Source organism: Agrobacterium sp. 22-209-1 (assembly GCF_053522485.1).
In genome coordinates this window covers 272,650-295,841 of the sequence record NZ_JBNWCH010000002.1, presented here as the reverse complement: position 1 = coordinate 295,841, position 23,192 = coordinate 272,650, and the positions used below count along the sequence as shown (strand labels likewise).

Below are 23,192 nucleotides of genomic sequence, written 5' to 3'. Positions count from 1 at the left end.
TCCTATCCGACGATGGCGAAGGCGTCGCGCACCGAGCCGGACGAGGTGCGGATCGCCTTGCGGCCGATCCATTGCACATGCCCGTCGAGGATACGCACCGCCTCTTCGGCGCGGCCGCCGCGCAGCGCGTCGATGATCGCGCGGTGATCGGTATCGGTACGACGCTCCCAGCCGGCGCGCCAGGCGGAAAACAGGAAGCGGGCGCTCGCCGCATGCAATCCGTCGATCGCCTCCATCAAACGTGGCATGTTGCAGGGCGCGGTGATCAGGCGATGGAAACGACGATTGGCCTCCTCCCAATGCTGCACATCGACGGCGCTGTCGCCTTCGAGCGTTGCGGCCTCCGCCTGGTCGAGAATGGCTGAAGTCATGTTGGGAATGGCGTGGCGCAGCGCCAGAACTTCAAGGGCGGCGCGCATTTCCGCCACCTCGCGCACATCGTCAAGGCCGAAATCCGCCACCCGGACACCCCGGCGCGGAATGCTGGCCGCCAGTCCCTGCGCTTCCAGCCGCCGGAATGCCTCGCGCACCGGCACATGCGAGGCGCCGAATTCGGCGGCAATGTGGTCCTGCCGCAACCTTTCGCCCGGTGACAGCTCACCGCGAACGATACGCTCGGCAAGCGTGCGGCTGATGCGCGCGGCAATGGTGTCTTCAGGCGTATTCTTCACTGTCTTGGGCATAACATCCAATAACGCATATGGCGCGGCCGTGTGTAGCGGTTTTTGCGCGAAAGAGGAACGCCAAACCAAATATTCGAGGCGACGCAGTCGCTTACACAGGCCGACCGAGCTATGAGCCTGATGGGACCGACCTCTGCGGGCGAGCCGGTTGAGCTTGGCGCAGACATGGTCTAAAAGCCCGGCATCATCTTCTTCCAGCCAAATTCGATACAGGGAGCGCCCATGAGCGGCTTCGACCTCATTATTTTCGACTGTGACGGCGTTCTCGTCGATTCCGAAATCATCGCGGCGCAAGTGGAATCGCGTCTCCTGACCGAAGCCGGATATCCGATCTCCGTCGAGGAAATGGGCGAGCGTTTCGCCGGCATGACCTGGAAGAATATTCTCCTGCAGGTGGAAAGCGAAGCCAGCATTCCGCTGTCGGCATCGCTGCTCGACAAGTCGGAAAAGCTGCTCGACATGCGGCTGGAACGCGACGTGAAGGTCATCGAGGGCGTCAAATTCGCCCTCTCGCGCCTGACGACGCCGCGCTGCATCTGCTCGAACTCATCGAGCCACCGCCTCGACATGATGCTGACGAAGGTGGGTCTGAAGCCCTATTTCGCGCCGCATATCTATTCCGCCAAGGACCTTGGGGCCGACCGCGTGAAGCCCAAGCCCGACATCTTCCTGCACGGTGCGGCGCAATTCGGCGTTTCCCCCGACCGCGTGGTCGTGGTCGAGGATTCCGTGCACGGCATCCACGGCGCTAAGGCCGCCGGCATGCGCGTCATCGGCTTTACCGGCGCATCCCACACCTATCCGAGCCACGCCGACCGGCTGACGGATGCGGGTGCGGAAACGGTGATTTCGCGCATGCAGGACCTGCCCGCCGTGATCGCGGCGATGGCGGAGTGGGAAGGCGCTTTTTAGTTGCTGGCTTTCGCCCAAACGCCATTTCGTCATGCTCGGGCTTATCCCGAGCATCTGCAACGGTTTGAATTTACGTGAGGTGTTTGGATCCTCGGGACAAGCCCGAGGATGACGTCGCGTATGAGGAATATTCCTCCGTAGTCCAACCGGAGGCCGCAAAAGCAGCCTCCGGCCTCATTTTTCACCCGTCAAATCACCGGCGCTTGGTCTTGGCCTTCGCACCCTGCTCGGCAAATCCGATATAGACGCTGACAGACCGCGGCGCGCCGCCCGGTCCGTTGGGGATGGCGACGTGGTCGTTGTTGAAGATGAACTGCGTGCCAGCACCGCCTGCGGGGAGATCGATGGCGAAGTTGGTCGTTTCGCCGAAAATCTCGCCGTCGCCGTCCTTCACCGTCACGCGGATCGGCACGGTCACGCGGCCCGGCTTGCCCATCGGGCCGGGAACGAGGCGGCCCTGCGCCAAGACGTTCACAGTCAGTGTCGTTTCATTGGCGGTGCAGGAGCGTGTCGTGTCTGACAGCGACACCTGATAGGCGAGTTTCTGCGGATCGTCCTTGGCGCCACCGGCGTAAACGCGATGAACGGCATTGGCGTCGAGAACCGTCACCGTCGGGCAGTTGGCCTGCACAACCGGGGTCACGGCATTGGCCTGCGCGGCTGGAGGATTGACGGCAAGCGAGTCCGACGGGTTGGATGAATTGCATCCTGCAACGACGGCCAGAAGCGACATCGCGGCGGACAAACGCAAGAAATTCCCTGACACTCTTCTAATTCCCTCTCCATTGTCCCGGAACCGAACCGGAGACGCTGTTTATTGACCTTTCACGCAGGTTGGCGATGGTCTATAGCAGCGACGCCGGAAAAAATCGATTGGCATGTTCGGTTTTGCTTGAATTTTCAAAAAAGCCCTTCATTACCTCGCCAATCGCCTCATTCCGGCGGGATGCTGCTGATAAAGAGCCGGCAACGGCACGGACAGACCGGTAAACGACAAGGGACTATCTCGTGAAATATGTATCGACCAGGGGTGCGGCCCCTTCGCTTGGTTTCTGCGACGCGCTTCTGGCGGGCCTTGGCCGTGATGGCGGGCTTTACGTGCCGCGCGAATGGCCCTCCATGTCGAAAAAGGAAATCCGCAACCTGCGCGGAAAATCCTATCAGGACGTCGCCTTCGAGGTTCTCTACCGTTTCACCGGCGGTGAAATTCCGGCCGACAAGTTCAAGGCGATGATCGACGACGCCTATTCGACGTTCCGTCACCCTGCCGTCGCGCCGCTGACGCAGACCGGCCCGAACACCTTCGTGCTGGAGCTTTTCCACGGCACCACGCTCGCCTTCAAGGACGTGGCGATGCAGCTTCTCGCCCGCCTGATGGATTATACGCTGGCTGAGCGCGGCGAGCGCGCCACCATCGTCGGCGCCACCTCCGGCGACACGGGCGGTGCGGCGATCGACGCCTTTGCCGGGCGCGAGCGCACCGATATCTTCATCCTTTTCCCCAATGGCAAGGTTTCGCCGGTGCAGCAGCGCCAGATGACGACCTCCACCGCATCGAACGTGCACGCGCTGGCGATCAACGGCAATTTCGACGATTGCCAGACGCTGGTGAAGGAAATGTTCAACGACGTGAAGTTCCGCGACGGCGTGAAGCTTTCCGGCGTCAACTCCATCAACTGGGCGCGCATCATGGCGCAGGTGGTCTATTATTTCACCGCGTCTCTCTCGCTCGGCGGTCCCGACCGGAAGATTTCCTTCACCGTTCCAACAGGCAATTTCGGCGATATCTTCGCCGGTTACGTCGCCAAGAAGATGGGTCTGCCGATCGACAAGCTTGTCATCGCCACCAATGACAACGATATTCTGGCGCGCACGCTGAAGACCGGCCGTTACGAGATGCGCGGCGTCAAGCCGACCACCTCGCCCTCCATGGACATCCAGATTTCGTCCAACTTCGAGCGCCTGCTGTTTGAAGCCTATGACCGCGATTCCGCTGCGGTGAAGGCGTCGATGGACGGCCTGAAGCAGTCCGGCGCGTTTGAAATTCCGCCGAAGGCACTGAAATTCATCAAAAAGGATTTCCGTGCCGGCCGCGCCACCGAAAAGCAGGTGGCGGCGACCATTCGCGACACGCTTGCAAAGACCGGCTACCTGATCGATCCGCATACGGCGACAGGCGTTTTCGTGGCTGAGAAACACGAAAAAGCGTCAAGCCCGATGGTGGTTCTGTCTACCGCCCACCCGGCAAAATTCCCGGCCGCTGTAAAATCCGCTTGCGCAATCGAGCCTGCGCTTCCAGTATGGCTAGCCGATATTATGAACCGGGAGGAGCGTTTCGACATTCTGGACGCAGAGCTGAAGGCCGTGGAAACCTTCATCGGCCAACATGCACGCGCCGGCAAATAGAGACGCGGAAAGACGTTGAGTATGAAAGTTAATGTGACCCGGCTTTCGTCCGGGTTGACCGTTGTCACGGAAAGAATGCCACATCTCGAAAGCGTTGCTCTTGGGGTGTGGATCAAATCCGGGTCCCGCAACGAGACGACTGCCGAACACGGCATCGCCCATCTTCTCGAACATATGGCGTTCAAGGGCACGGCGCGCCGCACCGCCCGGCAGATCGCCGAAGAGATCGAAAATGTCGGCGGCGAAGTCAACGCCGCGACATCGACGGAAACGACCTCCTACTACGCCCGCGTCCTGAAAGACCACGTCCCCCTCGCCGTCGATATCCTTGCCGACATTCTGACGGAATCGCTGTTCGACGAAGACGAGCTGGAGCGGGAAAAAAACGTCATTCTGCAGGAAATCGGTGCCGCCACCGATACGCCCGACGACGTGATCTTCGACAATTTCTCCGGTATCGCCTATCGCGACCAGACCATCGGCCGCCCGATCCTCGGCACGCCGGACACCGTCCAATCCTTCACCACCGGCCAGATCAGGCACTATCTCGCCCGCAACTACACGACGGACCGAATCTTTGTCGTGGCGGCCGGCGCAGTCGATCACGAAAGCTTCGTGAAGCAGGTCGAAGAGCGTTTCGCCTCGCTGCCGCTCGTGCCCGCGGCAACGCCTGTCATGGAAAAGGCGATCTATACCGGCGGCGAAATCCGCGAGACGCGCGACCTCATGGATGCGCAGGTGCTGCTGGGTTTCGAGGGCAAGGCCTATCACGCCCGCGACTTCTACTGTTCGCAAATCCTCGCCAATATTCTCGGCGGCGGCATGTCATCGCGCCTGTTCCAGGAAGTGCGCGAGTCCCGTGGCCTGTGCTACTCGGTCTACGCCTTCCATTGGGGCTTTTCCGATACCGGCATTTTCGGCGTGCATGCGGCGACCGGCGGCAACGACCTGCCGGAACTGATGCCCGTCATTGTTGATGAATTGCGCAAGTCTTCGGAGATCATCCATCAGGACGAAATCAACCGCGCCCGCGCACAGATTCGGGCACAGTTGCTGATGGGACAGGAAAGCCCGGCAGCCCGCGCCGGCCAGATCGCCCGGCAGATGATGCTTTATGGCCGCCCCATCCCCAATGAGGAGATGATGACGCGCCTGGAGGACATTACCCGTGAACGCCTGACCGATCTTGCAGGACGGCTGTTTTTCGAGACAGTACCGACACTCTCCGCCATTGGTCCGCTCGAACATCTGCCGCCTCTCTCAGACATGACTGCCGCGCTTTCCGCGCAGCAGCCTGCAAGGATAAAGGCGAACGGATAAACCACTATGAGAGCGGGACTTAAAGGCGGAGACCGCTCACATCATTCGCCACCCCGCCCGCGGGTGGCGAAATCTGCCGAACAGGGATCGTGAATGCTGCGTTTTCTTTCCCGACATAGCGACACGCCCGAACTGCGCAGCGCCAATCACCTTCTCAGACTGCCGCGTTATGGCGATTTCAAGCAGTGGCATGTGCTGCGCTCGGAAAGCCGCCACTTTCTGCAGCCATGGGAGCCGACCTGGCGGCAGGACGAGCTGACGGAAAGCGCTTTCCGCACGCGCGTGGTGCGCAACGGCCAGGAATTTTCCTCCGGCACCGCCGTTTCCTTTTTGCTGTTCGAGAAAGAGACGCTGCTGGTCGGCGGCATCACCATCGGTTACATCCGCCGGGGTGCGGCGCAAAGCTGCATGATCGGATACTGGATCGGCGAGCGGCACGCCGCCCAAGGCCATATGTCTGCCGCATTAAAATTGGTAATACCATACATCTTTAACGGACTTCAGTTGCACCGTATCGAGGCAGCCTGTATTCCGGAAAACTTCAAAAGCATCCGGCTTCTCGAAAATGCCGGGTTCCAGCGGGAAGGCCTTCTGCGGGAATATCTGAAAATCAATGGCCAATGGCGGGATCATATGATGTTTTCCCTTCTTGCCGACAAGCAAAGCTCCGGCGGAACGAAGTACGATACATGACCTACAATCACACTGCGCCTCGCCTTGCGAAACGTCTGGCGGCAATCTTGCTGGCTGCGCCGATTTTCCTGCTTTTCCTGCTTTTCTCCTCCTATTCCTACGCCTTCGAACCGGTGAAGATTTCCCGCGACGACACGGCGCTCGATCTCACCGCGACGACCGATATCTATGCCAATCAGGGCGAAGCCTTTCAGGTCTCGACCGCACCCGGCCCTGACGGTATCCGCCGCCGTATCGAAGTGCGCGCCAGCTCCGAAGACCATCAGGGTGACTGGGCGGTTTTTGCGCTTGCCAACGTCTCCGAAGAGCAGCTGGAGCGCGTGATCGTCGCGCCGCATTTCCGCCTCGTCAATTCCAAGCTGTTCTGGCCCGATCTCGGCTCGCAGCGCATCATCGCGATCACGCCGAGCGAGGGCTTTGCGCTCGACCGGCAGCCCAGCCCGGATGCTGACGTCTTCCGCATCACGCTCAATCCCGGCTCCGTCATCACCTTCGTCGCCGAGCTTTCGACGCCGCAGTTGCCGCAGATTTATCTTTGGGAACCGGAAGCCTACAAGGACACGATCAACGCGTTTACGCTCTATCGCGGCATCGTGCTCGGCATCGCCGGCCTGCTGGCCGTGCTGCTCACCATCCTGTTCGTGGTCAAGGGAACTTCGGTCCTGCCAGCCTCGGCTGCGCTCGCCTGGGCGGTGCTCGCCTATATCTGCGTCGATTTCGGCTTCCTTGAAAAGCTCATCACCGTCACCTCAAGCGATCAGCGAATATGGAGGGCGGGCGCCGAAGTAGCGCTCGCATCCAGCTTCGTCGTCTTCCTCTTCACCTACCTCAACCTCAACCGATGGCACGCGCATCTGGGTTATGCGACCTTTGCCTGGGTGGTGGGACTGGCGCTGCTGTTCGGCGTGGCGATCTATGATCCTTCGGTTGCGTCGGGTATTGCGCGCGTTTCCTTCGCGCTGACGGCAACTGCGGGCATTGCGCTCATCATCTATCTCGGCTTCAACAAATATGATCGGGCAATCCTGCTCGTCCCATCCTGGGCGTTGATCCTCGTCTGGCTGTTCGGCAGTTGGTTGACCGTCACCGGGCAGCTCGACAACGACATCGTCCAGCCTGCCCTTGGCGGCGGGCTGGTGCTGATCGTGCTTCTCATCGGCTTCACCGTCATTCAGCACGCCTTTGCCGGCAGCGCCTATCAGCAGGGGCTGTTCTCCGATCTCGAACGCCAGTCACTGGCGCTGACGGGCAGCGGCGACACGGTCTGGGACTGGGATGTGACGCGCGACCGCATCGTCACCACACCTGACATTTCCAACCGGCTTGGGCTGGAGCCGGGCACCATGCACGGTGCCGCGCGCAACTGGCTGCCACGCCTGCATCCGGACGACCGCGACCGGTTCAAGGCGACGCTCGACGTGCTGCTCGACCATCGCAAGGGCCGTCTGAACCACGAATTCCGCATTCGCGCCGAAGACGGGCATTTCCACTGGCTGCAAATCCGCGCCCGTCCGGTTCTTGGCTCCAACGGCGAGATCATCCGCTGCGTCGGCACCATTACCGACATTACCGAGCAGAAGAACTCGGTCGAGCGGCTGTTGCAGGATGCGATGAACGATAATCTGACCGGACTTCCGAACCGGCAGGTCTTCCTTGATCGCCTGCAATCTATCCTCAACCTCTCCCCCGACAGCGAGGGCGTGCGCCCGACCGTGATGGCGATCGATATTGACCGCTACAAGCTGGTGAATGACACGCTCGGCATTGCCGCTGGCGACAATATTCTGATTGCGTTGACCCGACGTCTGCGCCGTCTGCTCAAACCGCAGGATACGCTGGCGCGTCTCGGCGGCGATGAGTTCGGCCTGATCCTGACTTCCGAGCGTGACCCGCAGCGTGTCGCGGATTTTGCCGATGCGGTGAACAAGGCGATCATGGTGCCGATCAACTTCGCCAATCGCGAAATCATCCTCACCGCCTCCATCGGTCTCGTCTCGTGGATCGACCAGCAGGAAAGTGCGGCCGGATTGCTCAGCGATGCGGAACTCGCCATGTATCGCGCCAAGCGCGCCGGCGGCAACCGCGTCGAGCCGTTCCGCCCCGCTTTCCGCACGTCCGGCACCGACCGCTTGCAGATGGAAAGCGACCTGCGCCGGGCTATCGAGCGCAAGGAGCTGTCGCTCGCCTACCAGCCGATCGTCAAGCTTGACGATGGCGAACTGGCCGGTTTCGAGGCGTTGATGCGCTGGGAGCATCCCAAGCGCGGCAATATTCCGCCGAGCGAGTTCATTCCGATTGCCGAGGCGTCCGGACTGATCGAGCCGCTCGGCATGTTTGCGCTGGAGCGCGCCGCGACCGACCTGATGGACTGGCAGCACGCCATCGACAAGATGCCGATCTTCATTTCCGTCAATATTTCCAGCGCGCAGCTGCTGAACAATGAATTGTACAATGACGTGCGCGGCATGCTGACCCGCACCCGTTGCAATCCGCAGCAGCTGAAACTGGAACTGACGGAATCCGTCGTCATGGAGAACCCGGAGCAGGCGCGGTTGGTGCTCTCAAAGCTCAAGGAAACGGGCATCAGCCTCGCCATGGACGATTTCGGCACCGGCTATTCGTCGCTCGCCTATCTCACCCGCTTCCCCTTCGACACGATCAAGCTCGACAAGGCGTTGGTGGCCAATACCAGCGACAAGCGCAACGTTCTCTTGCGCTCCGTCATCGCCATGGCGCGGGCGCTCGACATGCAGGTCGTGGCGGAAGGCATCGAAACACCTGAAGATGCGGCCGAACTGGCACGCATGAACTGTCATTTCGGCCAGAGCTTCCTGTTCGGCACGCCTGTCTCCGGCGACGCGGCGCTGAAGTTGCTGCGGGAGCGGTTCCAGCCGACGAAGCGGGCTTCCTGAGCGAAGGGGGGCGGTGATGTGTCTACCCTGGACGAGTGCGACGTCATCCTCGGGCTCGTCCCGAGGATCTAATCACGCATCCTAAAATGACCATTGGAGAGATTATTCCTTCTCTTCAAAAGTCTTGGATTTTCACGCCAAACGGTCACTGACCCATCGCCGTCTGTGGCGCATCAACCGCCACGTTCCTGTGCAGGAGGTCATGAACGAACTCCATCTTCGCCACCACAGGCGGTGTCAGCACGAAGGGATAAAGGTCCGCCTCCCCCATGCTGCGCTGGATGGAATTGATGGCAACGCTGAGCGGTATCCAGGCCTTGACTAGCTGCGTGGCACTGCGGGCATTGTAGGGATCGAAGGTGACCTCCGCCGCCATTTCCTCGTGTCCGTCGGGGTCTATCGCCACACCGAAGGCGCGTGCGGTCTCCAGCGTATCGACGATATGCAGATAATGGGCGAAACATTCGGCGAAATCTTCCCACGGATGGACCGAGGCATAGGAGCTGATGAAATTCTCCTGCCAGTCGGGACGCGGTCCCTGTTCGTAATTGCGTTGCAAGGCGGCGGCGTAATCCTCGCGGTCGTCGCCGAAGACGGCGCGGCAGGCCTCCAGGCGGTTCTCATCCCGCACCAGCTTGTTCCAGATGAAGTGACCGACCTCGTGACGGAAATGGCCGAGCATGGTGCGATAGGGCTCATTCATATTGGCGCGCACCTGTTCGCGCGTCGCATCATCCGCTTCTGCGGCGCGGATGGCGATCAGGCCTTCGTCGTGACCGGTCATGGCGGGAATGATGGAGCCATCGGGCGCCACCTCATCTACCAGAAAGTCGAAAACGAGACCGCCGGCGGGATCAGCATCGCGGTTGGGATGTGGCAGGCCAAGTTTCAGGATCGAATAAAACAGATGCCGCTGGGCCTGGCTGATGCGTCGCCATTGTTCAATTCCCTGCTCCGTCGCGATATCAGGCACCAGGCGATTATGGCTGCAGGCCGGGCAAAAGACGCTTTCGCTTTCCGCCGGCACCGACCAGTTGCAAATATCGTTCACCTCATTGGCGCAGAACCGCAGCAGCTTTTGTGGCTCCGCAATGATCTGCCAGTTCGGTTCACCCGCAGGTGCGAGCGCCTCCATGGACAGCCGTTCCGGCACAAAAGCCAGACGATGGCCGCAGGCGACACAGAAGCGATTGTCGAAATGAACAGGCTGGCCGCAGGACGCGCAGGAGAAAAGCTTCACGGGTGACACCCTTACAATGGTCGGAGGAGGAAGGCAGACATAAACACCGGCATAACGAACGTGTCAGCCATGGCCCACGCACGACAAGAGCGCATGTGCGGAAACACATGCGCTCCACGCGCCCGGTTGTGGGAGGGGCGCATCATTTCATGCAATATTACATGCGGTCGACAGCGCCCTTGACAGCGTCTTTCGCCTTGCCAACGGAGGACTGAACCTTGCCCTTGGTTTCCTGGGCGGCACCCTTGGCACGCAATTCATCGTTGCCCGTGGCTTCGCCGACGTTCTTCTTCACCTTGCCAGCAACTTCATTGGCTTTACCGGAGATCTTGTCAGATGTGCTACCCATATTACTTCTCCCTAGTTAAGCCGTACTTTCTGTACGGCTTTTCGGGTGAGTAACGTTGGGGATCAGGATTTGGTTCCAGTAAAAAACTATCGAGAACAAAGTGGGCTCAGGCGTGCCCGGCATCCGTGGAAAGCATACGGGGATCAACACCCATCAGGGCCAGCGCCCGCTCGTATTTATCGTCCAGGCCACGGTCGAAGATCAGCTCTTCCGCAGCGGGGCAATTCAGCCAGCCATTATTGGCGATCTCGTTTTCCAGCTGGCCCGGCCCCCAGCCGGCATAACCGAGCATCATGGTCGCCTTTTGCGGGCCGCGGCCGTTGGAGATGGCACGGACGATATCGAGCGTCGCCGTCAGCGAAATATCATCGCTGACCGGAATGGACGATTCGCTTAAGTAATCGTCTGAATGCAGCACGAAACCCCGACCGGATTCGACCGGGCCGCCGCACTGGATCGGAAATTCGCGGGTGCGGTTGGGCAGCATGATGGCATCGTTGCTGTCAACCAGCTTCAGATGCAGCAGGATATCCGTGAAGGTGATCTGCTGCGGGCGATTGATGATGAAACCCATGGCGCCGGCATCCGAATGGGCGCAGATATAGATCACCGAACGGGCAAAATTGCCGTCCTCCAGTCCCGGCATCGCCATGAGGAACTGACCATCGAGAAAGCCACGTTCGCGTTTGTCCATCAGGGTAGAAAAGCTCACAGGTGCCTCCAGCAGACCGCATTTCGTCATTGAACGAAAAACGGTATTCGCACTTCGACAAGGGATAGGATGCGACATAGTATCCGATCAATCAACCGAAAATGATGAACCGCACGAATTCGTAACTGGTCCGGAGTGCCATGTTGGGTTAGACGGGAAGCATGAGCCTCAGCCTATTCTTTCGATTTTCACATCTTCGCATTGCGGCCGCATTCGCCGCCTTCCTCGGCGGCGCGCAAGCCGCCCGGGCCGAAATTACCGACTGGGCGCGAAGCGAGGGCGGCCAGATGCGCGTGGCAAGCCTTGCCATGGATGCGGACGGCGTGGTGCGCGGCGTGCTGCAAATCGAGCCGAAGGACGGCTGGATTACCTATTGGCGCGAACCGGGCGAAGCCGGCATACCGCCGCAGATCACGCCCGACCCGGCAAGCGGCGTCAGCTTGACAACGATGGCCTATCCTGTCCCGAAACTGATCGAAAACGGCGGTATCACCGATATCGGTTATGACCACGCGGTCAGCCTGCCCTTTCAGCTGAAGGCCACGGACCCGGCGGCGAGCGGAACAATCAACCTGACCGCCTTCATCGGCGTGTGTCAGAATATCTGTATTCCGTTCGAGGCGAAATTTTCAATCGACCGCGGCAATGCTTCTGCTGATGATGACAGCGAGGAACGTCGTCTTCTCGAAGAGGCACGCGAGACCCTGCCCGAAGCGGCCTCCGACGATTTTAAGGTCATTGATTTTCACATCACGCCCGACAAGACCATGCTCGGTGTGCAGCTGCAGCTCCCGGAAAATGCACCCAAGGAGACCGAGATTTTCATCGCCGGCCCTTCCGGTTTTGCCTATTACGAGCCGCAGAACCTGGTGCGCGACAAGCGCAAGCTCTCTTTCTACATGAACATAAAGGGCCTGCCGAAAACCTATCAGGTGCCGGGCAACAGCTGGCCAATCCTGGTCAAATCCGGCGACCGCGCAATGGAAACGATACTGAATTTTCCCAAGCCCTGAGCGGATGTCCGACAGTCGACATTTCAATTGAAAACCGCATGACAGATTTCATGTCCCTGCTCTATAGTCGCGCAAACCGAACGGCCACAGGAGCACGGACATGACGATCAAGATCGGCGATAAACTGCCTTCCGCAACCTTCAAGGAAAAGACGGCCGATGGCCCAGTGGAAACCACCACTGACGCGCTTTTCGGCGGCAAGAAGGTGGTTCTCTTTGCCGTTCCCGGCGCTTTCACCCCCACCTGCTCGCTGAACCATCTGCCGGGCTATCTCGAAAACCGCGACGCCATTCTCTCCAAGGGCGTGGACGATATCGCCGTCGTCGCCGTCAATGACTGGCACGTCATGGGCGCCTGGGCGCAAGCGTCGGGCGGCCAGGGCAAGATCCACTTCCTCGCCGACTGGGACGCTTCCTTCACCAAGGCGCTCGGCCTCGATGCCGACCTTTCCGGCGGCGGTCTCGGCGTTCGCTCCAAGCGATATTCCATGCTCGTAGACGACGGCGTGGTGAAGTCGCTGAACGTCGAAGAAAACCCCGGCCAGGCGACTGTATCGGCCGCCGCTGCAATGATCGAGCAGCTTTAAGAAGCTTATTCTTAAATACACAAATTCATACATCAAATATTAAGCAGGCCCGCGAACTTATCTTTCGCGGGCCTTGACGAATCATGCGCCAATAATGAAAATTATACTTGGAAAAAAGCAAATATTTACATGTTGAATTTTAGTTCACAAGAATATTTTGCTTTTATTATATTCATATATCTGAACGGATGCGCATTATACTTACTTTAATATCCACCCGCATCACGTAGATAAAAATCTTCAGGGGTATTGATGCGACGGATTACAGCACCGGTGGCGCGGAGCAACCATGTCTGAGAAACGCCCCGGATCGGCCCCTTTTTTCAGCCGTAGACTTGGCGATCTGACCCGGAGAAATCGTTTTTCTGCACATCGACGCATATTTGCGCGCAAAAATCACGGTCGCTTTGCTGCCCACTTGAGGGCATTTGCACAAAGTGGGGCCCGATCCTGTCCGACCAGCGCAATCGATCTTTCGCGATATCTTTCCGGTATGATCGCAATGCTGATCGCAGCCGGATGGAGCCAGACGGCAAATGCCGGCGATCCCGAGGATTATCCCTATGTGCGCCGGCTGAGTGAAACTGGAAGTTTCACGGTCAGCGACATCAGCGCCAATGGGTCTATCGCGGTTGGATACTCCAGTACCAGCAGCGGACCACGCTCTTTCCGCTGGGATACCGCGAGCGGCGGCCTGTTCTATGTCAACGACATGACCGGTACAAGCCGAGGCCGCGCCGAAAAGGTGAATGCCGATGGTTCGGTCTTTATCGGCACCCTGAGCAGCGGCCATGCTTTTCGCTGGAGCGCGTCAACGGGAGCGTGGAACCTCGGCGCACTCGGTGGGGACCGCCAATCCACCGCGAGGGACGTCAGTGATGACGGTTCCGTTGTTGTCGGCGGGTCGGGGGCAAACGAGACGCAGAAAGCGTTCCGCTGGTCGGCGGCGACAGGCGCCATGACCGCGCTCGACATGCCCCCTTATACGGTTTCATCCGTTGCCCATGCCGTCAATGCTGACGGTTCAGTCATCGTTGGCCAGTATTATACGGCGATCGGCACCCATGCTTTCCGCTGGACTGCGGCAACCGGCGTCGCACACGACATGGGAACCCTGCCTGGCTCATTCGACGCCCGTGCCGTCGCCGTCAGCGCCGATGGTTCTCTTGTCGCAGGAGAGTCGAGATTCGTCGTTGATACCCCTTTCGATGAATTGGAAGACAGGATGAGCGACGGCTATACCTCATCGTCTTTCCCATTTTCCCGGGACGATTTTTCGTTCGGAAGCGATATAATTTCCGTGGACGAATGGCGCGGCTTCCGCTGGAACGCAACCACCGGCGTCATGCAGCCCCTCGGCGCGATTGGCAGCAGCGGCGGTTCCAGCCCCTATGCCATGAACGCCGACGGCTCCGTCATCGTCGGCGCTTCGCAGGCCGGCAGCCGGCAGCGCGGCTTCCGCTGGACGGAGGCGACAGGCATGGTTTCCGTCGAGGACTGGCTGCGCGGCAACGGCGTCACCGTCGTTGCCGATTTCACCCACAATGCCACCGGCGTCAGCGCCGACGGCAATATCATTGTCGGCCAGACGAAAAACAACACGCCTTACATCGCCCGTATCGTGCTTGCGGACACCGGCACGATGGAACCGCGCACCAATCTGAGTGACGTGGATACGGTAACATCTACAGATTCAGGGAGTAGCGGCAGACAACCGCGGGGAATCAATCTCACCGGCGAGTCGGGCACCTCGACTACTCCTTCGACATCGTCCGGCGCCTCCTCTCCATCGTCTACGTCACCTACGTCATCTACGTCGTCAACGTCGTCAACGTCGTCAACGCCATCTACGCCATCTACGTCGTCAACGTCCGCCCAGCCCTCCGGCTCTTCCAATGCGTCCACATCTCCCACAACCGCGACATCTTTGGCAGCGCCTGCATCTGCTGCACCTTCTGCATCTGCTGCACCTTCTGCATCTGCTGCATCTGCTGCACCTTCTGCACCTTCTGTTTCCCCACCCGATTCCGCCGCCAAGACTGGCCATTCCGTCCTTCCCGCGCGTTCCGGTATCATCGATCTCGATCAATATGCCCGGACGCTGGCAGCCAGGCCGAATGCCGGTATTGGCCTCGACATTGCCAATACCGTTCTCGACGGTGCTCATGGTGCGCCGATGCGCAGCCTTCTGGAGCCGGGCCGGCAATCTTTTTCCATCGTCAGCGATGTTGGGCACAACGACGGTCGCGACACGGCTGGCGGTTTCGGTGTTGCCGATATCGGCTATGGCATCGGGCTTGAAGGTGATGCAACCGCGCGCATCGCCTTCGGCGGCCTCTACGACCAGCGCGATATAAACACCGGCGGTGACTTCATTCACAGGGGCTTCTACATCGCACCCGAAATCAGCATGCCGCTCGCTGGCGGCCTCTACGCCACCGTTGGCGGCTATTATGCACCCGGCAGGATGTCGATCGAACGCGGCTACCTCAATGGCGGCGCGATGGATTATTCGCGGGGCGAAACCGATCTCAATGTCTGGGCGGCGAAACTACGCTTCGACTGGCTGGATGCGTTCTCAATCGGCGGATGGAAGCTAACGCCTTATGCAGGGGCGACCTATGCCAAAGCCGAGATGGGCGCCTATGCGGAAACCGGTGGCGCGTTCCCAGCGCTTTTTGATGCGAGCGGCGAGCAATCCACCATCATTCGCGCCGGTCTCGATGGGGTAACTGATCTCAGCGACTCAATCCGCATCATGGCACGCGCCGAGGCGGTCTATCGGCTGGAAAAGAAGACGGCAACGACCACGGGCGCCATTGACGGGCTGATGGGGTTTTCCTTTTCCGGACGAGATATCGACCGCTTCTGGTTACGCGGCGGCATTGGCGCGGAATTCGATGTGGCGGGCGGCACAGCGTCGCTGAACCTCAACGTCACCAGCGAGGGCGGCGATCCAGACCTGTGGGTTCGCACCGGTTGGAAAATAACTTTCTGACGGGCCGCCTGGCTTTAGACATTCATGTCGAACACCAGAAGCCCGGCAAGGCCACCATCGGTCAGCGACACCAAACGTTCCCCCACTTCGAGATGCTGCGGATGGGCGAGATAGTCGTCGCGGGCCTCGGGGCTTTCCAGGGTGACGATAAAGCCATCGACGAAACCGCCATTCAAGCCTTCGGGCGAGACATTCTGGCCGTATTTCACATCGATGATGCCGGGTATCACATCCTTCAGGGCGGCAATCGCCTCGAATATCGCCTGTTTCTCAGAAGAGGCCGTTGCAGCCTTGAAGCGTAGAAATACACAATGCAGGATCATCCGGATTTCTCTCCTCCGTTGGGCGCTAACGGAGCGCCCCTTGACGACAAGATAGGTCGGGTTTCGGTTTTCACAACCCCCGATAAAAGGGCCGCTGGCGCGGATTTACCCGGCCCGAAATAGAGCAGGCCTGCGTTACCGGCGTTTGAAGGGCTCCATGCCCTTTCGCGCCAACTCGTCGGCGCGCTCGTTTTCCGGGTGACCGGCATGGCCCTTTACCCAATGCAGGGTGACCTTGTGACGTTCCTGCGCCGCCTCCAGCGCTTGCCATAGCTCGACATTCTTGACCGGCTTGTTATCGGCGGTTTTCCAGCCCTTTTTTTTCCAGCCGAAAATCCACTTGGTGATGCCATCTTTCACATAGGCACTGTCGGTATAAAGATCGACCTCGCAGGGGCTTTTCAGCGCATTGAGCGCCGAAATCGCCGCCATCAGCTCCATGCGGTTGTTGGTGGTTTCCGCCTCGCCGCCAGAGAGTTCCTTCTCTACCTCGCCGTAGCGCAGCACCGCACCCCAGCCGCCCGGACCGGGATTGCCGGAGCAGGCGCCATCGGTGAAAATATCGACGTGCTTCATTCGCCCGCCAGCCCATATTCGGCGACAGTGGCGATGGAACGGTGGAACCGCAGCTTGCGCAGATATTCCAGCGGGTCCTTCTTGACCACCAGCGCGCCCTCCGGCGTCGTCAGCCAGTCATAAAGGCGGGTGAGGAAGAAACGCAGCGCCGAACCGCGCGCCAGAAGCGGCAGCGCCTCTAGCTCTGCTTCGCTGAGCGGCCGCACCCACCGGTAACCTTCCAGCAACGCCTTGCCTTTGGTGACGTTGTAAGCGCCATCCTTTTCGAAGCACCAGGCGTTGAGGCAGATCGACACATCATAAGCGAGCAGGTCGTTGCAGGCGAAATAAAAGTCGATCAGGCCGGAGAGTTCGTCACCGAGGAAAAACACATTGTCCTGGAACAGATCCGCATGGATGACGCCAGCCGGCAAATCTTTCGGCCAATGGGCCGCGAGATAATCGATCTCAGGACGGATCTCATCCTTCAGGCCCTTCTCCACCTCGTCGGCGCGCGCTTCGGACTTGTCCCACAGCACCTTCCAGCCTTCGACGGAGAGCGCGTTCGGCCGCTTGATCTCGAACCCCTCGCCGGCAAGATGCATGGCGGCCAGCGCCTTGCCGACTTCGCGGCAATGTTTCGCTTCCGGCTTTCTCAGCCACATGCCCTCGAGAAAGGAGATGAGCGCCGCCGGCCGGCCCGACAGCTCTCCCAGCAACTCTCCATCCTTGCGCGGCAGCGGCAGGGGGCAGGACAGGCCTTTGGCGGCCAGATGCTGCATGAGGCCAAGGAAGAAGGGCAAATCGGATTTCTCCACGCGTTTTTCATAAAGCGTGAGAATCAGCGGGTCCTTGGTGGTATGCAGCAGGAAATTGGAGTTTTCGACGCCTTCGGCAATGCCCTTATAGGAGGTGAGGCTGCCGACGTCATATTGCGTGAGGAAATTCCTCAGATCATCTTCGGTGATGTCCGTATAAACTGCCAATTTCAAATCTCTTGATGAAGGATGGAGTGGAAATCTCGAGAGGAGGTGACGCAGGAGAGACGGAAACCGCCCGCATTCCGCGCCATCCCGCTTCAGATACTGGCGGCGGTTTTCGGCGGCAGCGCATCATTGGCGTTGCCGTTCACGAAAGCCATGTCGTCCGTCGTCAGCTCAATGCTGCGCAGCTCGCGATTGACGAGGAAATGTTCCGTTTCCTCAACCGTCACGGCGAGATCGAGCGTCGTATCGAAGCGCGCCTTGAAGGCTTCGATGATCTCATCGACGATGACCTCCGGTGCGGATGCGCCGGCCGAAAGGCCGACGGTGCGGATATCGCCGATTTCATTCCAGTCGATTTCCGAAGCCCGCTGCACCAGCACGGAACGCTTGGCACCGGCCCGCAGCGCCACTTCCACAAGCCGCTTTGAATTGGAGGAATTGGGGGCGCCGACGACGATGAAGAGATCGCAGCCGGGGGCCGCCTGTTTCACCGCGTCCTGACGGTTGGTGGTTGCGTAACAGATGCTGTCGGCGGCGGGTGCCTGCATGGCCGGGAAACGTTCCTGCAGCTTGGCGATGACGCCGGCCGTGTCATCGACCGAAAGTGTCGTCTGGGTGACGAAGCCGAGATTTTCGCGGTCCAGTGGCTCGTAGCGGTCCGCATCTTCCACCGTCTCGATGAGCGAGACAGCGCCTTCGGGAAGCTGGCCCATGGTGCCGATGACCTCGGGGTGGCCGGCATGGCCGATCAGCACCACATGGCGGCCAAGCCGCTGGTGGCGCATGGCCTGCTTGTGGACCTTGGAGACCAGCGGGCACGTCGCATCGAGATAAAACAGGTTGCGCGCCTGCGCATCTTCCGGCACGGATTTCGGCACGCCATGGGCAGAGAAAACCACCGGCTGCTCGCGATGCTCGGCGGGAATTTCATGCAATTCCTCGACGAAAACCGCGCCCTTGGCTTCCAGCCCTTCCACCACATAGCGGTTATGCACGATTTCGTGGCGAACATAGACCGGCGCGCCATAGGCCTTCAGCGCCAGCACGACGATCTGGATCGCCCGGTCCACGCCCGCGCAAAAGCCGCGCGGTCCGCACAGCCTTATCGTCAAAGGGGGTTTGGAAACGGCGATGTTCATTCCAGCTCCTTGGCCTGTTCCTTGGGCCGTACGTCATGGCCTTGCCCGACAAGCTGCCTTACCGGGCGGGCTGCGCTTTATTCACCCTGCGCCTTGCCGTTCCGGAAATAGGCAAAACCGGCGACGATGACAAGGGCCGCCGCCAACCCATACCACGTTATCGCATATTGCAGGTGATTGTTGGGCAAATCTATCAGCGTCACGCCGCCCTGCGGCCAACCGCCCGGATTAGGCGCGCTGTCAGCATCCACGAAGAGGTTGACCAGCCGCTCGGGCGGGATATCGGCGCTGGAGGCCATGGCCGCCAGATCCTTCCAGTAGAAAATGTTCTTGGCGATATCGTTATCAGGCAGCATCGAGGACGGTTTTGCAACCAGCGGCGCGCGCGAAAGCCCCGTTATCGTCACCTCACCGGCAACCTGCCCGTCGGGCCGTTTTGACGGTTCCTTCATCTCAAAGGGCACGAAGCCGCGATTGACAAAGAGAATGCGGCCATCGGCAAGCGTCAGCGGCGTATAGATGTAATATCCGGTTCGCCCCTGATGGGTGGCGAAGAAATGTCGCTCGCGGGCGTGATCGAAGGTGCCGGAAAGTCTGACCGTGCGGTATTCGATATCGCCGCCGCTTTTCGCGATCGCCTCTATGTCGGAGAGCGGCACCGGGCTCGCGCTCCGCCGCTCCTCGATATCGGCAATCAGCGCCTCTTTCCAGTAGAGACGCTTCACCTGCCACGTGCCGAGCCCGAGAAGAATGGCAAGCGCCAGCAGCACCAGCGGCGCAGCGAACCAGACCCGCCTTTCCGCCGCCTTCATGTGGGAAACGTCATTCACGATCAAGCCTGCCTTCGCTTGCATTGTTACGGTATTGCAGCGCGATCATGATGCCCTTGAGTTTGCGCAGCAGCACCAGGGAGACAATCACCGTAAACGGCAACCACAGCAGGATATGCACCCAAACGGGGGGCGAAAAACGCTGATCGAACCAGAGCGCCAGCCCAACGACCAGAAAACCGACGATCAGCATGACGAAAACCGCCGGGCCATCGCCTGCATCGGCAAAACCGTAATCCAGTCCGCAGGCGCTGCAGGCGGGTTTTAGGGTCAGAAAGCCATCGAACAGCCGGCCGTTTCCGCAACGCGGGCAGCAGCCCTTCAAGCCCACCTTGATAGGGTCCACCGGCGCGAAGTTGCCGTTTGATGGTTCAGACATGATGACCTCCTGCGAAGTTGGCCAAAGCCCGAGGGTGACGTCGAGTCTCTTGGAAGCTTGCCTCAAAACCCGGGCACTTGTTTGTTGCTCGACGGTGCCTCGTATTTCTTCTCCCCGCCGGGGAGAAGGTGGCCCGAAGGGTCGGATGAGGGGGCTAGCTATCGGTCAATCTCTACCCTTGCCCCCCTCGTCCCGCTGCTGCGGACTTCTCCCCGGCGGGGAGAAGAAACAAGTGAGACCCGCTCGCTCGACAAGCCATGCCCTGCTTGGGGCGAGACTCTATCCGATCCAATCAGCCGTGCAGCGGCGCGCCCCAGCCACCCCAGATATAGATGGCGAAGAACAGGAACAGCCAGACGACGTCAACGAAATGCCAGTACCAGGCAGCCGCTTCGAAGCCGAAATGCTGCTTGGGTGTGAAACCGCCGCCAATGGCGCGGAACAGGCAGACCAGCAGGAAAACCGTGCCGACAAAGACGTGGAAACCGTGGAAACCGGTGGCCATGAAGAAGGTCGCGCCATAGATCGAATTCTTGAAGTCGAACGGCGCGTGCATGTATTCGTAAACCTGCACGGTGGAGAACAGGACGCCGAGCGCGACGGTGAGCAGCAGACCGCTGATCAGGCCCTTGCGGTCATTGTGCAGCAGGGCATGGTGCGCCCAGGTGACGCAGGTGCCCGACAAAAGCAGGATGACGGTATTGTAGAGCGGCAGGTGCCAGGGATCGATCACCTCGATGCCCTTGGGCGGCCATTGCCCTCCGGTATATTCGAGGCGCGACGCCTGGATGGCCTCGTGCGGGAAGAGGCTGGCATCGAAATAGGCCCAGAACCACGCCACGAAGAACATCACCTCCGAGGCGATGAACATGATCATGCCGTAACGCAGGTGAAGCGAGACGACGCGGGTGTGGCTGCCCTCATGGGCTTCCTTGATCGTGTCGGACCACCATGCGTACATGGTGTAAAGCACGATGACGAGGCCGATATAGAACAGCCAGGGATTGGCCAGTTCCGCGCCGAACAGCTTGAAAGAGCCGCCCGACAGGTAACGCATGTAACAGACGCCACCGAATGTCAGGATGAAGGCGCCGATCGAGGCCAGAAGCGGCCAGGGGCTTGGATCGATAATGTGGTAGTCGTGGTTCTTCTGATGCGTATCTGCCATTGCGACAATCCCCGAATGTCTCTTCCCTGATCCGGCCTCGGATAAAAGGCCAGATCTCCTCTCACAATTTACTTTCGCCAGATGAAGTCTTTACCGGCAAGGACGCAACCGGTTTTTCGGTTTTCGCCGGATAAAACGTATAGGACAGCGTTAAAGTATGAATGCTCTTGGTTTCGCGCGCCGTGGCGATGTCAGGATCGACGAAGAAAACCACCGGCATCTCCAGCGTTTCACCCGGCTGCAGCGTCGTTTCGGTGAAGCAGAAGCACTCCACCTTGTTGAAATAGGCGCCCGCTTCCATCGGTGTGACATTGAAGACGGCCGTGCCCGTGGTCGCCACGGATGAGCGGTTCGTCGCCTTGAACATGACCTGCACCGTTTCACCGATCTTCGGCGAGACCTTCCTGTCGATCGGCTGGAAATCCCAATTGAGGCCGTTCGAGGTGTTGGCGTCGAAGGTCACGTTGATGGTCTTATCAAGGATGACGTCGGAATATTGCTCGACGCGCTGGGTGGTGCCGTTATAGCCGGTGACACGGCAAAACAGCGTATAAAGCGGCACGGCGGCATAGGCCATGCCGATCATGGCGCAGAAGAACACGAGACAAAGCACGAGGATAGAGCGATTGCTCACCTTCTGTCTGCCGGTTTCTGCTGTCTGCGCTTCCATATTCGCCATGTCCTCCTCCTCTCCCCTCAATCAGCGCATCAATGCGAGCCGATCTTGATGATGGTGATGATATAGAACAGCACCACCAGACCGGCGAGCAGGACGCCGAGAGCGATGTTGCGCCCGCGTCTCGATTTTTTCTGCGCCGTGCTTAGTTCCACCGTTTCCATCACAGGACTCCCGACATGGCGGCCTTCAGGGCCGGCGCGAAATGATCGGCCAGAAGGCCGGAAAAAATCGCAAAAAGGTAAAGCACCGAGTAGGCGAACATCTTCTTAGCCGGCAGCATCTTCTCGTCGCCTTCAGGCATGCGACGGACATCGAGCGAACAGTAAATGAAGATGGCGCTCAGGACGGCGGCGAAAATGCCGTAGCCGGCGCTCGCCAGACCCGTGAAATAAGGCGCGACGGCCGCCGCCGCGGTCAGCACCGCATAAACGATCATCTGGTTCTTAGTCGAGCGTTCGCCGGCCACGTTCGGCATCATCGGAATACCGACGGCGCCGTAATCACGCATCTTGAACAGCGCCAGCGCCCAGAAATGCGCCGGTGTCCAAAGGAAGATGATGAGGAACAGGATGATGCTGTCCAGCGAAACGCCGCCGGTGACGCAGGCCCAGCCAAGCATGGGCGGGAAAGCGCCGGCGGCGCCGCCGATGACGATGTTCTGCGGCGTCGAGCGTTTCAGCCACATCGTATAGACGACGGCGTAAAAGAAGATGGTGAAAGCGAGCAGACCGGCCGAGAACCAGTTGACCGCAAGGCCGAGGATGACCACCGAAAAGGCCGAGAGCGTCAGTCCGAAGGCCAGCGCCTCGCGCGGCGCGATGCGGCCGGACGGGATCGGCCGTCTGGCGGTGCGGCTCATCACGGCATCGATATCGGCATCGTACCACATGTTGAGCGCGCCGGATGCACCGGCGCCAACGGCGATACAGAGAATGGCGATGATGCCGAGGATGGGATTGATTTCACCCGGCGCCAGCACGAGGCCGGCAAAGGCCGTGAAGACTACGAGCGACATGACGCGCGGCTTCAGCAATTCGAAATAATCGCGCGCGCCGGCTTCCGAAAGTTCGGAGCCCTTCACGCCCAGCATGTCGCGATTGTCGATAATGCTCATTTCCTGTCCTGTTTTCCTTCAGGTGCCGCCTGTCGCGACATCCCCTGCACCAGCCCGAAAAACGAATGTGATTTCCGGCATGCGCGATGCGTCAATTCATTGGCCCGAACGTCCCGGCATGGGCGATATCCGGAAGAACCGATACCATTCATTTGCCCGGCCTGTGACCGCGCCCATCCCGCCATTCGTCTGCGC

At 59.7% G+C, this 23,192-nt stretch carries 23 protein-coding genes; 8 read left to right on the top strand and 15 right to left on the bottom strand.

The window, feature by feature from the left end; genetic code table 11:
• Nucleotides 1-2: 2 nt before the first annotated feature.
• Entirely contained in the window at nt 3-683 is a 681-nt protein-coding gene (locus ACQZ48_RS05715; protein WP_077982793.1) for a GntR family transcriptional regulator, read from the bottom strand.
• Between the two features lie 222 nt (nt 684-905).
• Between ACQZ48_RS05715 and ACQZ48_RS05710 the strand changes: the two genes are divergently transcribed.
• Entirely contained in the window at nt 906-1,595 is a 690-nt protein-coding gene (locus ACQZ48_RS05710) for an HAD family hydrolase (protein ID WP_077982794.1), read from the top strand.
• A 193-nt stretch (nt 1,596-1,788) separates the two neighbouring features.
• Here the strand turns inward: ACQZ48_RS05710 and ACQZ48_RS05705 are convergent, their stop codons facing one another.
• The gene (locus tag ACQZ48_RS05705) at nt 1,789-2,328 is read right to left on the bottom strand and encodes a PilZ domain-containing protein (RefSeq protein WP_162520618.1); all 540 of its coding nucleotides are present in this window, start codon (nt 2,326-2,328) and stop codon (nt 1,789-1,791) included.
• A 275-nt stretch (nt 2,329-2,603) separates the two neighbouring features.
• Here ACQZ48_RS05705 and thrC point away from each other — a divergent pair, with 275 nt between their 5' ends.
• The 4 genes from thrC to ACQZ48_RS05685 all read left to right on the top strand — a co-directional run bounded on the left by thrC (nt 2,604) and on the right by ACQZ48_RS05685 (nt 8,926).
• Entirely contained in the window at nt 2,604-4,001 is a 1,398-nt protein-coding gene (gene thrC / locus ACQZ48_RS05700) for a threonine synthase (protein WP_448728659.1), read from the top strand.
• 21 nt (nt 4,002-4,022) lie between these two features.
• Nucleotides 4,023-5,321, top strand: a complete 1,299-nt coding sequence (locus ACQZ48_RS05695) for a M16 family metallopeptidase (protein ID WP_080791210.1) — start codon at nt 4,023-4,025, stop codon at nt 5,319-5,321.
• Nucleotides 5,322-5,414: 93 nt separating this feature from the next.
• Nucleotides 5,415-6,014: a GNAT family N-acetyltransferase gene (locus ACQZ48_RS05690; protein ID WP_448728658.1), complete on the top strand. Its 600-nt coding sequence runs from the start codon at nt 5,415-5,417 to the stop codon at nt 6,012-6,014.
• Nucleotides 6,011-8,926, top strand: coding sequence for a sensor domain-containing phosphodiesterase (locus ACQZ48_RS05685; RefSeq protein WP_173988311.1), 2,916 nt, complete (start codon nt 6,011-6,013; stop codon nt 8,924-8,926). The genes ACQZ48_RS05690 and ACQZ48_RS05685 overlap by 4 nt, the downstream gene beginning before the upstream one ends.
• 145 nt (nt 8,927-9,071) lie before the next feature.
• Here ACQZ48_RS05685 and ACQZ48_RS05680 read toward each other — a convergent pair whose 3' ends face one another.
• The 3 genes from ACQZ48_RS05680 to ACQZ48_RS05670 all read right to left on the bottom strand — a co-directional run bounded on the left by ACQZ48_RS05680 (nt 9,072) and on the right by ACQZ48_RS05670 (nt 11,227).
• Nucleotides 9,072-10,166: a zinc-binding metallopeptidase family protein gene (locus tag ACQZ48_RS05680; protein WP_448728657.1), complete on the bottom strand. Its 1,095-nt coding sequence runs from the start codon at nt 10,164-10,166 to the stop codon at nt 9,072-9,074.
• A gap of 157 nt (nt 10,167-10,323) precedes the next feature.
• A complete protein-coding gene (locus ACQZ48_RS05675; protein WP_269825990.1) occupies nt 10,324-10,515 on the bottom strand; it encodes a CsbD family protein in 192 nt (63 codons plus the stop codon).
• Nucleotides 10,516-10,621: 106 nt separating this feature from the next.
• On the bottom strand, nt 10,622-11,227 hold the full coding sequence (locus tag ACQZ48_RS05670; protein WP_077983033.1) for a YqgE/AlgH family protein: 606 nt from the start codon (nt 11,225-11,227) through the stop codon (nt 10,622-10,624).
• Nucleotides 11,228-11,388: 161 nt separating this feature from the next.
• Between ACQZ48_RS05670 and ACQZ48_RS05665 the strand changes: the two genes are divergently transcribed.
• From ACQZ48_RS05665 to ACQZ48_RS05655, 3 genes are all read left to right on the top strand, one after another.
• A complete protein-coding gene (locus tag ACQZ48_RS05665; protein WP_137409888.1) occupies nt 11,389-12,240 on the top strand; it encodes a protein-disulfide reductase DsbD domain-containing protein in 852 nt (283 codons plus the stop codon).
• A gap of 100 nt (nt 12,241-12,340) precedes the next feature.
• Nucleotides 12,341-12,826, top strand: a complete 486-nt coding sequence (locus tag ACQZ48_RS05660) for a peroxiredoxin (RefSeq protein ID WP_077982802.1) — start codon at nt 12,341-12,343, stop codon at nt 12,824-12,826.
• Between the two features lie 502 nt (nt 12,827-13,328).
• Nucleotides 13,329-15,824, top strand: coding sequence for an autotransporter domain-containing protein (locus ACQZ48_RS05655; protein ID WP_448728656.1), 2,496 nt, complete (start codon nt 13,329-13,331; stop codon nt 15,822-15,824).
• A 14-nt stretch (nt 15,825-15,838) separates the two neighbouring features.
• On the opposite strand, the gene ACQZ48_RS05650 is transcribed toward ACQZ48_RS05655, so the two are convergent.
• The 10 genes from ACQZ48_RS05650 to ACQZ48_RS05605 all read right to left on the bottom strand — a co-directional run bounded on the left by ACQZ48_RS05650 (nt 15,839) and on the right by ACQZ48_RS05605 (nt 22,997).
• A complete protein-coding gene (locus ACQZ48_RS05650; protein WP_077982804.1) occupies nt 15,839-16,147 on the bottom strand; it encodes a Dabb family protein in 309 nt (102 codons plus the stop codon).
• A gap of 135 nt (nt 16,148-16,282) precedes the next feature.
• Nucleotides 16,283-16,723 (bottom strand): ribonuclease HI, encoded by a 441-nt coding sequence (gene rnhA / locus ACQZ48_RS05645; protein ID WP_060723001.1) that lies wholly within the window; start codon nt 16,721-16,723, stop codon nt 16,283-16,285.
• On the bottom strand, nt 16,720-17,688 hold the full coding sequence (locus ACQZ48_RS05640) for a homoserine kinase (protein ID WP_448728655.1): 969 nt from the start codon (nt 17,686-17,688) through the stop codon (nt 16,720-16,722). The genes rnhA and ACQZ48_RS05640 overlap by 4 nt, the downstream gene beginning before the upstream one ends.
• Before the next feature lie 92 nt (nt 17,689-17,780).
• A complete protein-coding gene (ispH, locus tag ACQZ48_RS05635) occupies nt 17,781-18,827 on the bottom strand; it encodes a 4-hydroxy-3-methylbut-2-enyl diphosphate reductase (protein ID WP_448728654.1) in 1,047 nt (348 codons plus the stop codon).
• Between the two features lie 77 nt (nt 18,828-18,904).
• A complete protein-coding gene (locus ACQZ48_RS05630) occupies nt 18,905-19,639 on the bottom strand; it encodes an SURF1 family protein (RefSeq protein WP_191217134.1) in 735 nt (244 codons plus the stop codon).
• A gap of 10 nt (nt 19,640-19,649) precedes the next feature.
• Nucleotides 19,650-20,036 carry a DUF983 domain-containing protein gene (locus ACQZ48_RS05625; RefSeq protein ID WP_077982807.1) on the bottom strand — a complete coding sequence of 129 codons (387 nt, stop codon included), beginning with the start codon at nt 20,034-20,036 and terminating at the stop codon, nt 19,650-19,652.
• A gap of 292 nt (nt 20,037-20,328) precedes the next feature.
• A complete protein-coding gene (locus ACQZ48_RS05620; RefSeq protein ID WP_077982808.1) occupies nt 20,329-21,204 on the bottom strand; it encodes a cytochrome c oxidase subunit 3 in 876 nt (291 codons plus the stop codon).
• Between the two features lie 61 nt (nt 21,205-21,265).
• Nucleotides 21,266-21,883: a cytochrome c oxidase assembly protein gene (locus tag ACQZ48_RS05615; protein ID WP_137409883.1), complete on the bottom strand. Its 618-nt coding sequence runs from the start codon at nt 21,881-21,883 to the stop codon at nt 21,266-21,268.
• A 29-nt stretch (nt 21,884-21,912) separates the two neighbouring features.
• Complete coding sequence (locus ACQZ48_RS05610; RefSeq protein WP_077982810.1) at nt 21,913-22,044, bottom strand: hypothetical protein; 132 nt, start codon at nt 22,042-22,044, stop codon at nt 21,913-21,915.
• On the bottom strand, nt 22,044-22,997 hold the full coding sequence (locus ACQZ48_RS05605) for a heme o synthase (RefSeq protein ID WP_077982811.1): 954 nt from the start codon (nt 22,995-22,997) through the stop codon (nt 22,044-22,046). Before ACQZ48_RS05605 ends, ACQZ48_RS05610 begins: the two co-directional genes overlap by 1 nt.
• Nucleotides 22,998-23,192 lie beyond the last annotated feature (195 nt).

Bases quoted from the DNA above. Each gene is read 5' to 3' on its own strand.
- rnhA (WP_060723001.1), bottom strand. From the start codon at position 16,723: ATGAAGCACGTCGATATTTTCACCGATGGCGCCTGCTCCGGCAATCCC.
- ACQZ48_RS05610 (WP_077982810.1), bottom strand. From the start codon at position 22,044: ATGGAAACGGTGGAACTAAGCACGGCGCAGAAAAAATCGAGACGCGGG.
- ACQZ48_RS05655 (WP_448728656.1), top strand. From the start codon at position 13,329: ATGCTGATCGCAGCCGGATGGAGCCAGACGGCAAATGCCGGCGATCCC.
- ACQZ48_RS05685 (WP_173988311.1), top strand. From the start codon at position 6,011: ATGACCTACAATCACACTGCGCCTCGCCTTGCGAAACGTCTGGCGGCA.
- ACQZ48_RS05710 (WP_077982794.1), top strand. From the start codon at position 906: ATGAGCGGCTTCGACCTCATTATTTTCGACTGTGACGGCGTTCTCGTC.
- ACQZ48_RS05665 (WP_137409888.1), top strand. From the start codon at position 11,389: ATGAGCCTCAGCCTATTCTTTCGATTTTCACATCTTCGCATTGCGGCC.
- ispH (WP_448728654.1), bottom strand. From the start codon at position 18,827: ATGAACATCGCCGTTTCCAAACCCCCTTTGACGATAAGGCTGTGCGGA.
- ACQZ48_RS05715 (WP_077982793.1), bottom strand. From the start codon at position 683: ATGCCCAAGACAGTGAAGAATACGCCTGAAGACACCATTGCCGCGCGC.
- ACQZ48_RS05605 (WP_077982811.1), bottom strand. From the start codon at position 22,997: ATGAGCATTATCGACAATCGCGACATGCTGGGCGTGAAGGGCTCCGAA.
- ACQZ48_RS05705 (WP_162520618.1), bottom strand. From the start codon at position 2,328: ATGTCGCTTCTGGCCGTCGTTGCAGGATGCAATTCATCCAACCCGTCG.
- ACQZ48_RS05660 (WP_077982802.1), top strand. From the start codon at position 12,341: ATGACGATCAAGATCGGCGATAAACTGCCTTCCGCAACCTTCAAGGAA.
- ACQZ48_RS05675 (WP_269825990.1), bottom strand. From the start codon at position 10,515: ATGGGTAGCACATCTGACAAGATCTCCGGTAAAGCCAATGAAGTTGCT.
- ACQZ48_RS05690 (WP_448728658.1), top strand. From the start codon at position 5,415: ATGCTGCGTTTTCTTTCCCGACATAGCGACACGCCCGAACTGCGCAGC.
- ACQZ48_RS05620 (WP_077982808.1), bottom strand. From the start codon at position 21,204: ATGGCAGATACGCATCAGAAGAACCACGACTACCACATTATCGATCCA.
- ACQZ48_RS05630 (WP_191217134.1), bottom strand. From the start codon at position 19,639: ATGAAGGCGGCGGAAAGGCGGGTCTGGTTCGCTGCGCCGCTGGTGCTG.
- ACQZ48_RS05615 (WP_137409883.1), bottom strand. From the start codon at position 21,883: ATGGCGAATATGGAAGCGCAGACAGCAGAAACCGGCAGACAGAAGGTG.
- ACQZ48_RS05695 (WP_080791210.1), top strand. From the start codon at position 4,023: ATGAAAGTTAATGTGACCCGGCTTTCGTCCGGGTTGACCGTTGTCACG.
- ACQZ48_RS05625 (WP_077982807.1), bottom strand. From the start codon at position 20,036: ATGTCTGAACCATCAAACGGCAACTTCGCGCCGGTGGACCCTATCAAG.
- ACQZ48_RS05650 (WP_077982804.1), bottom strand. From the start codon at position 16,147: ATGATCCTGCATTGTGTATTTCTACGCTTCAAGGCTGCAACGGCCTCT.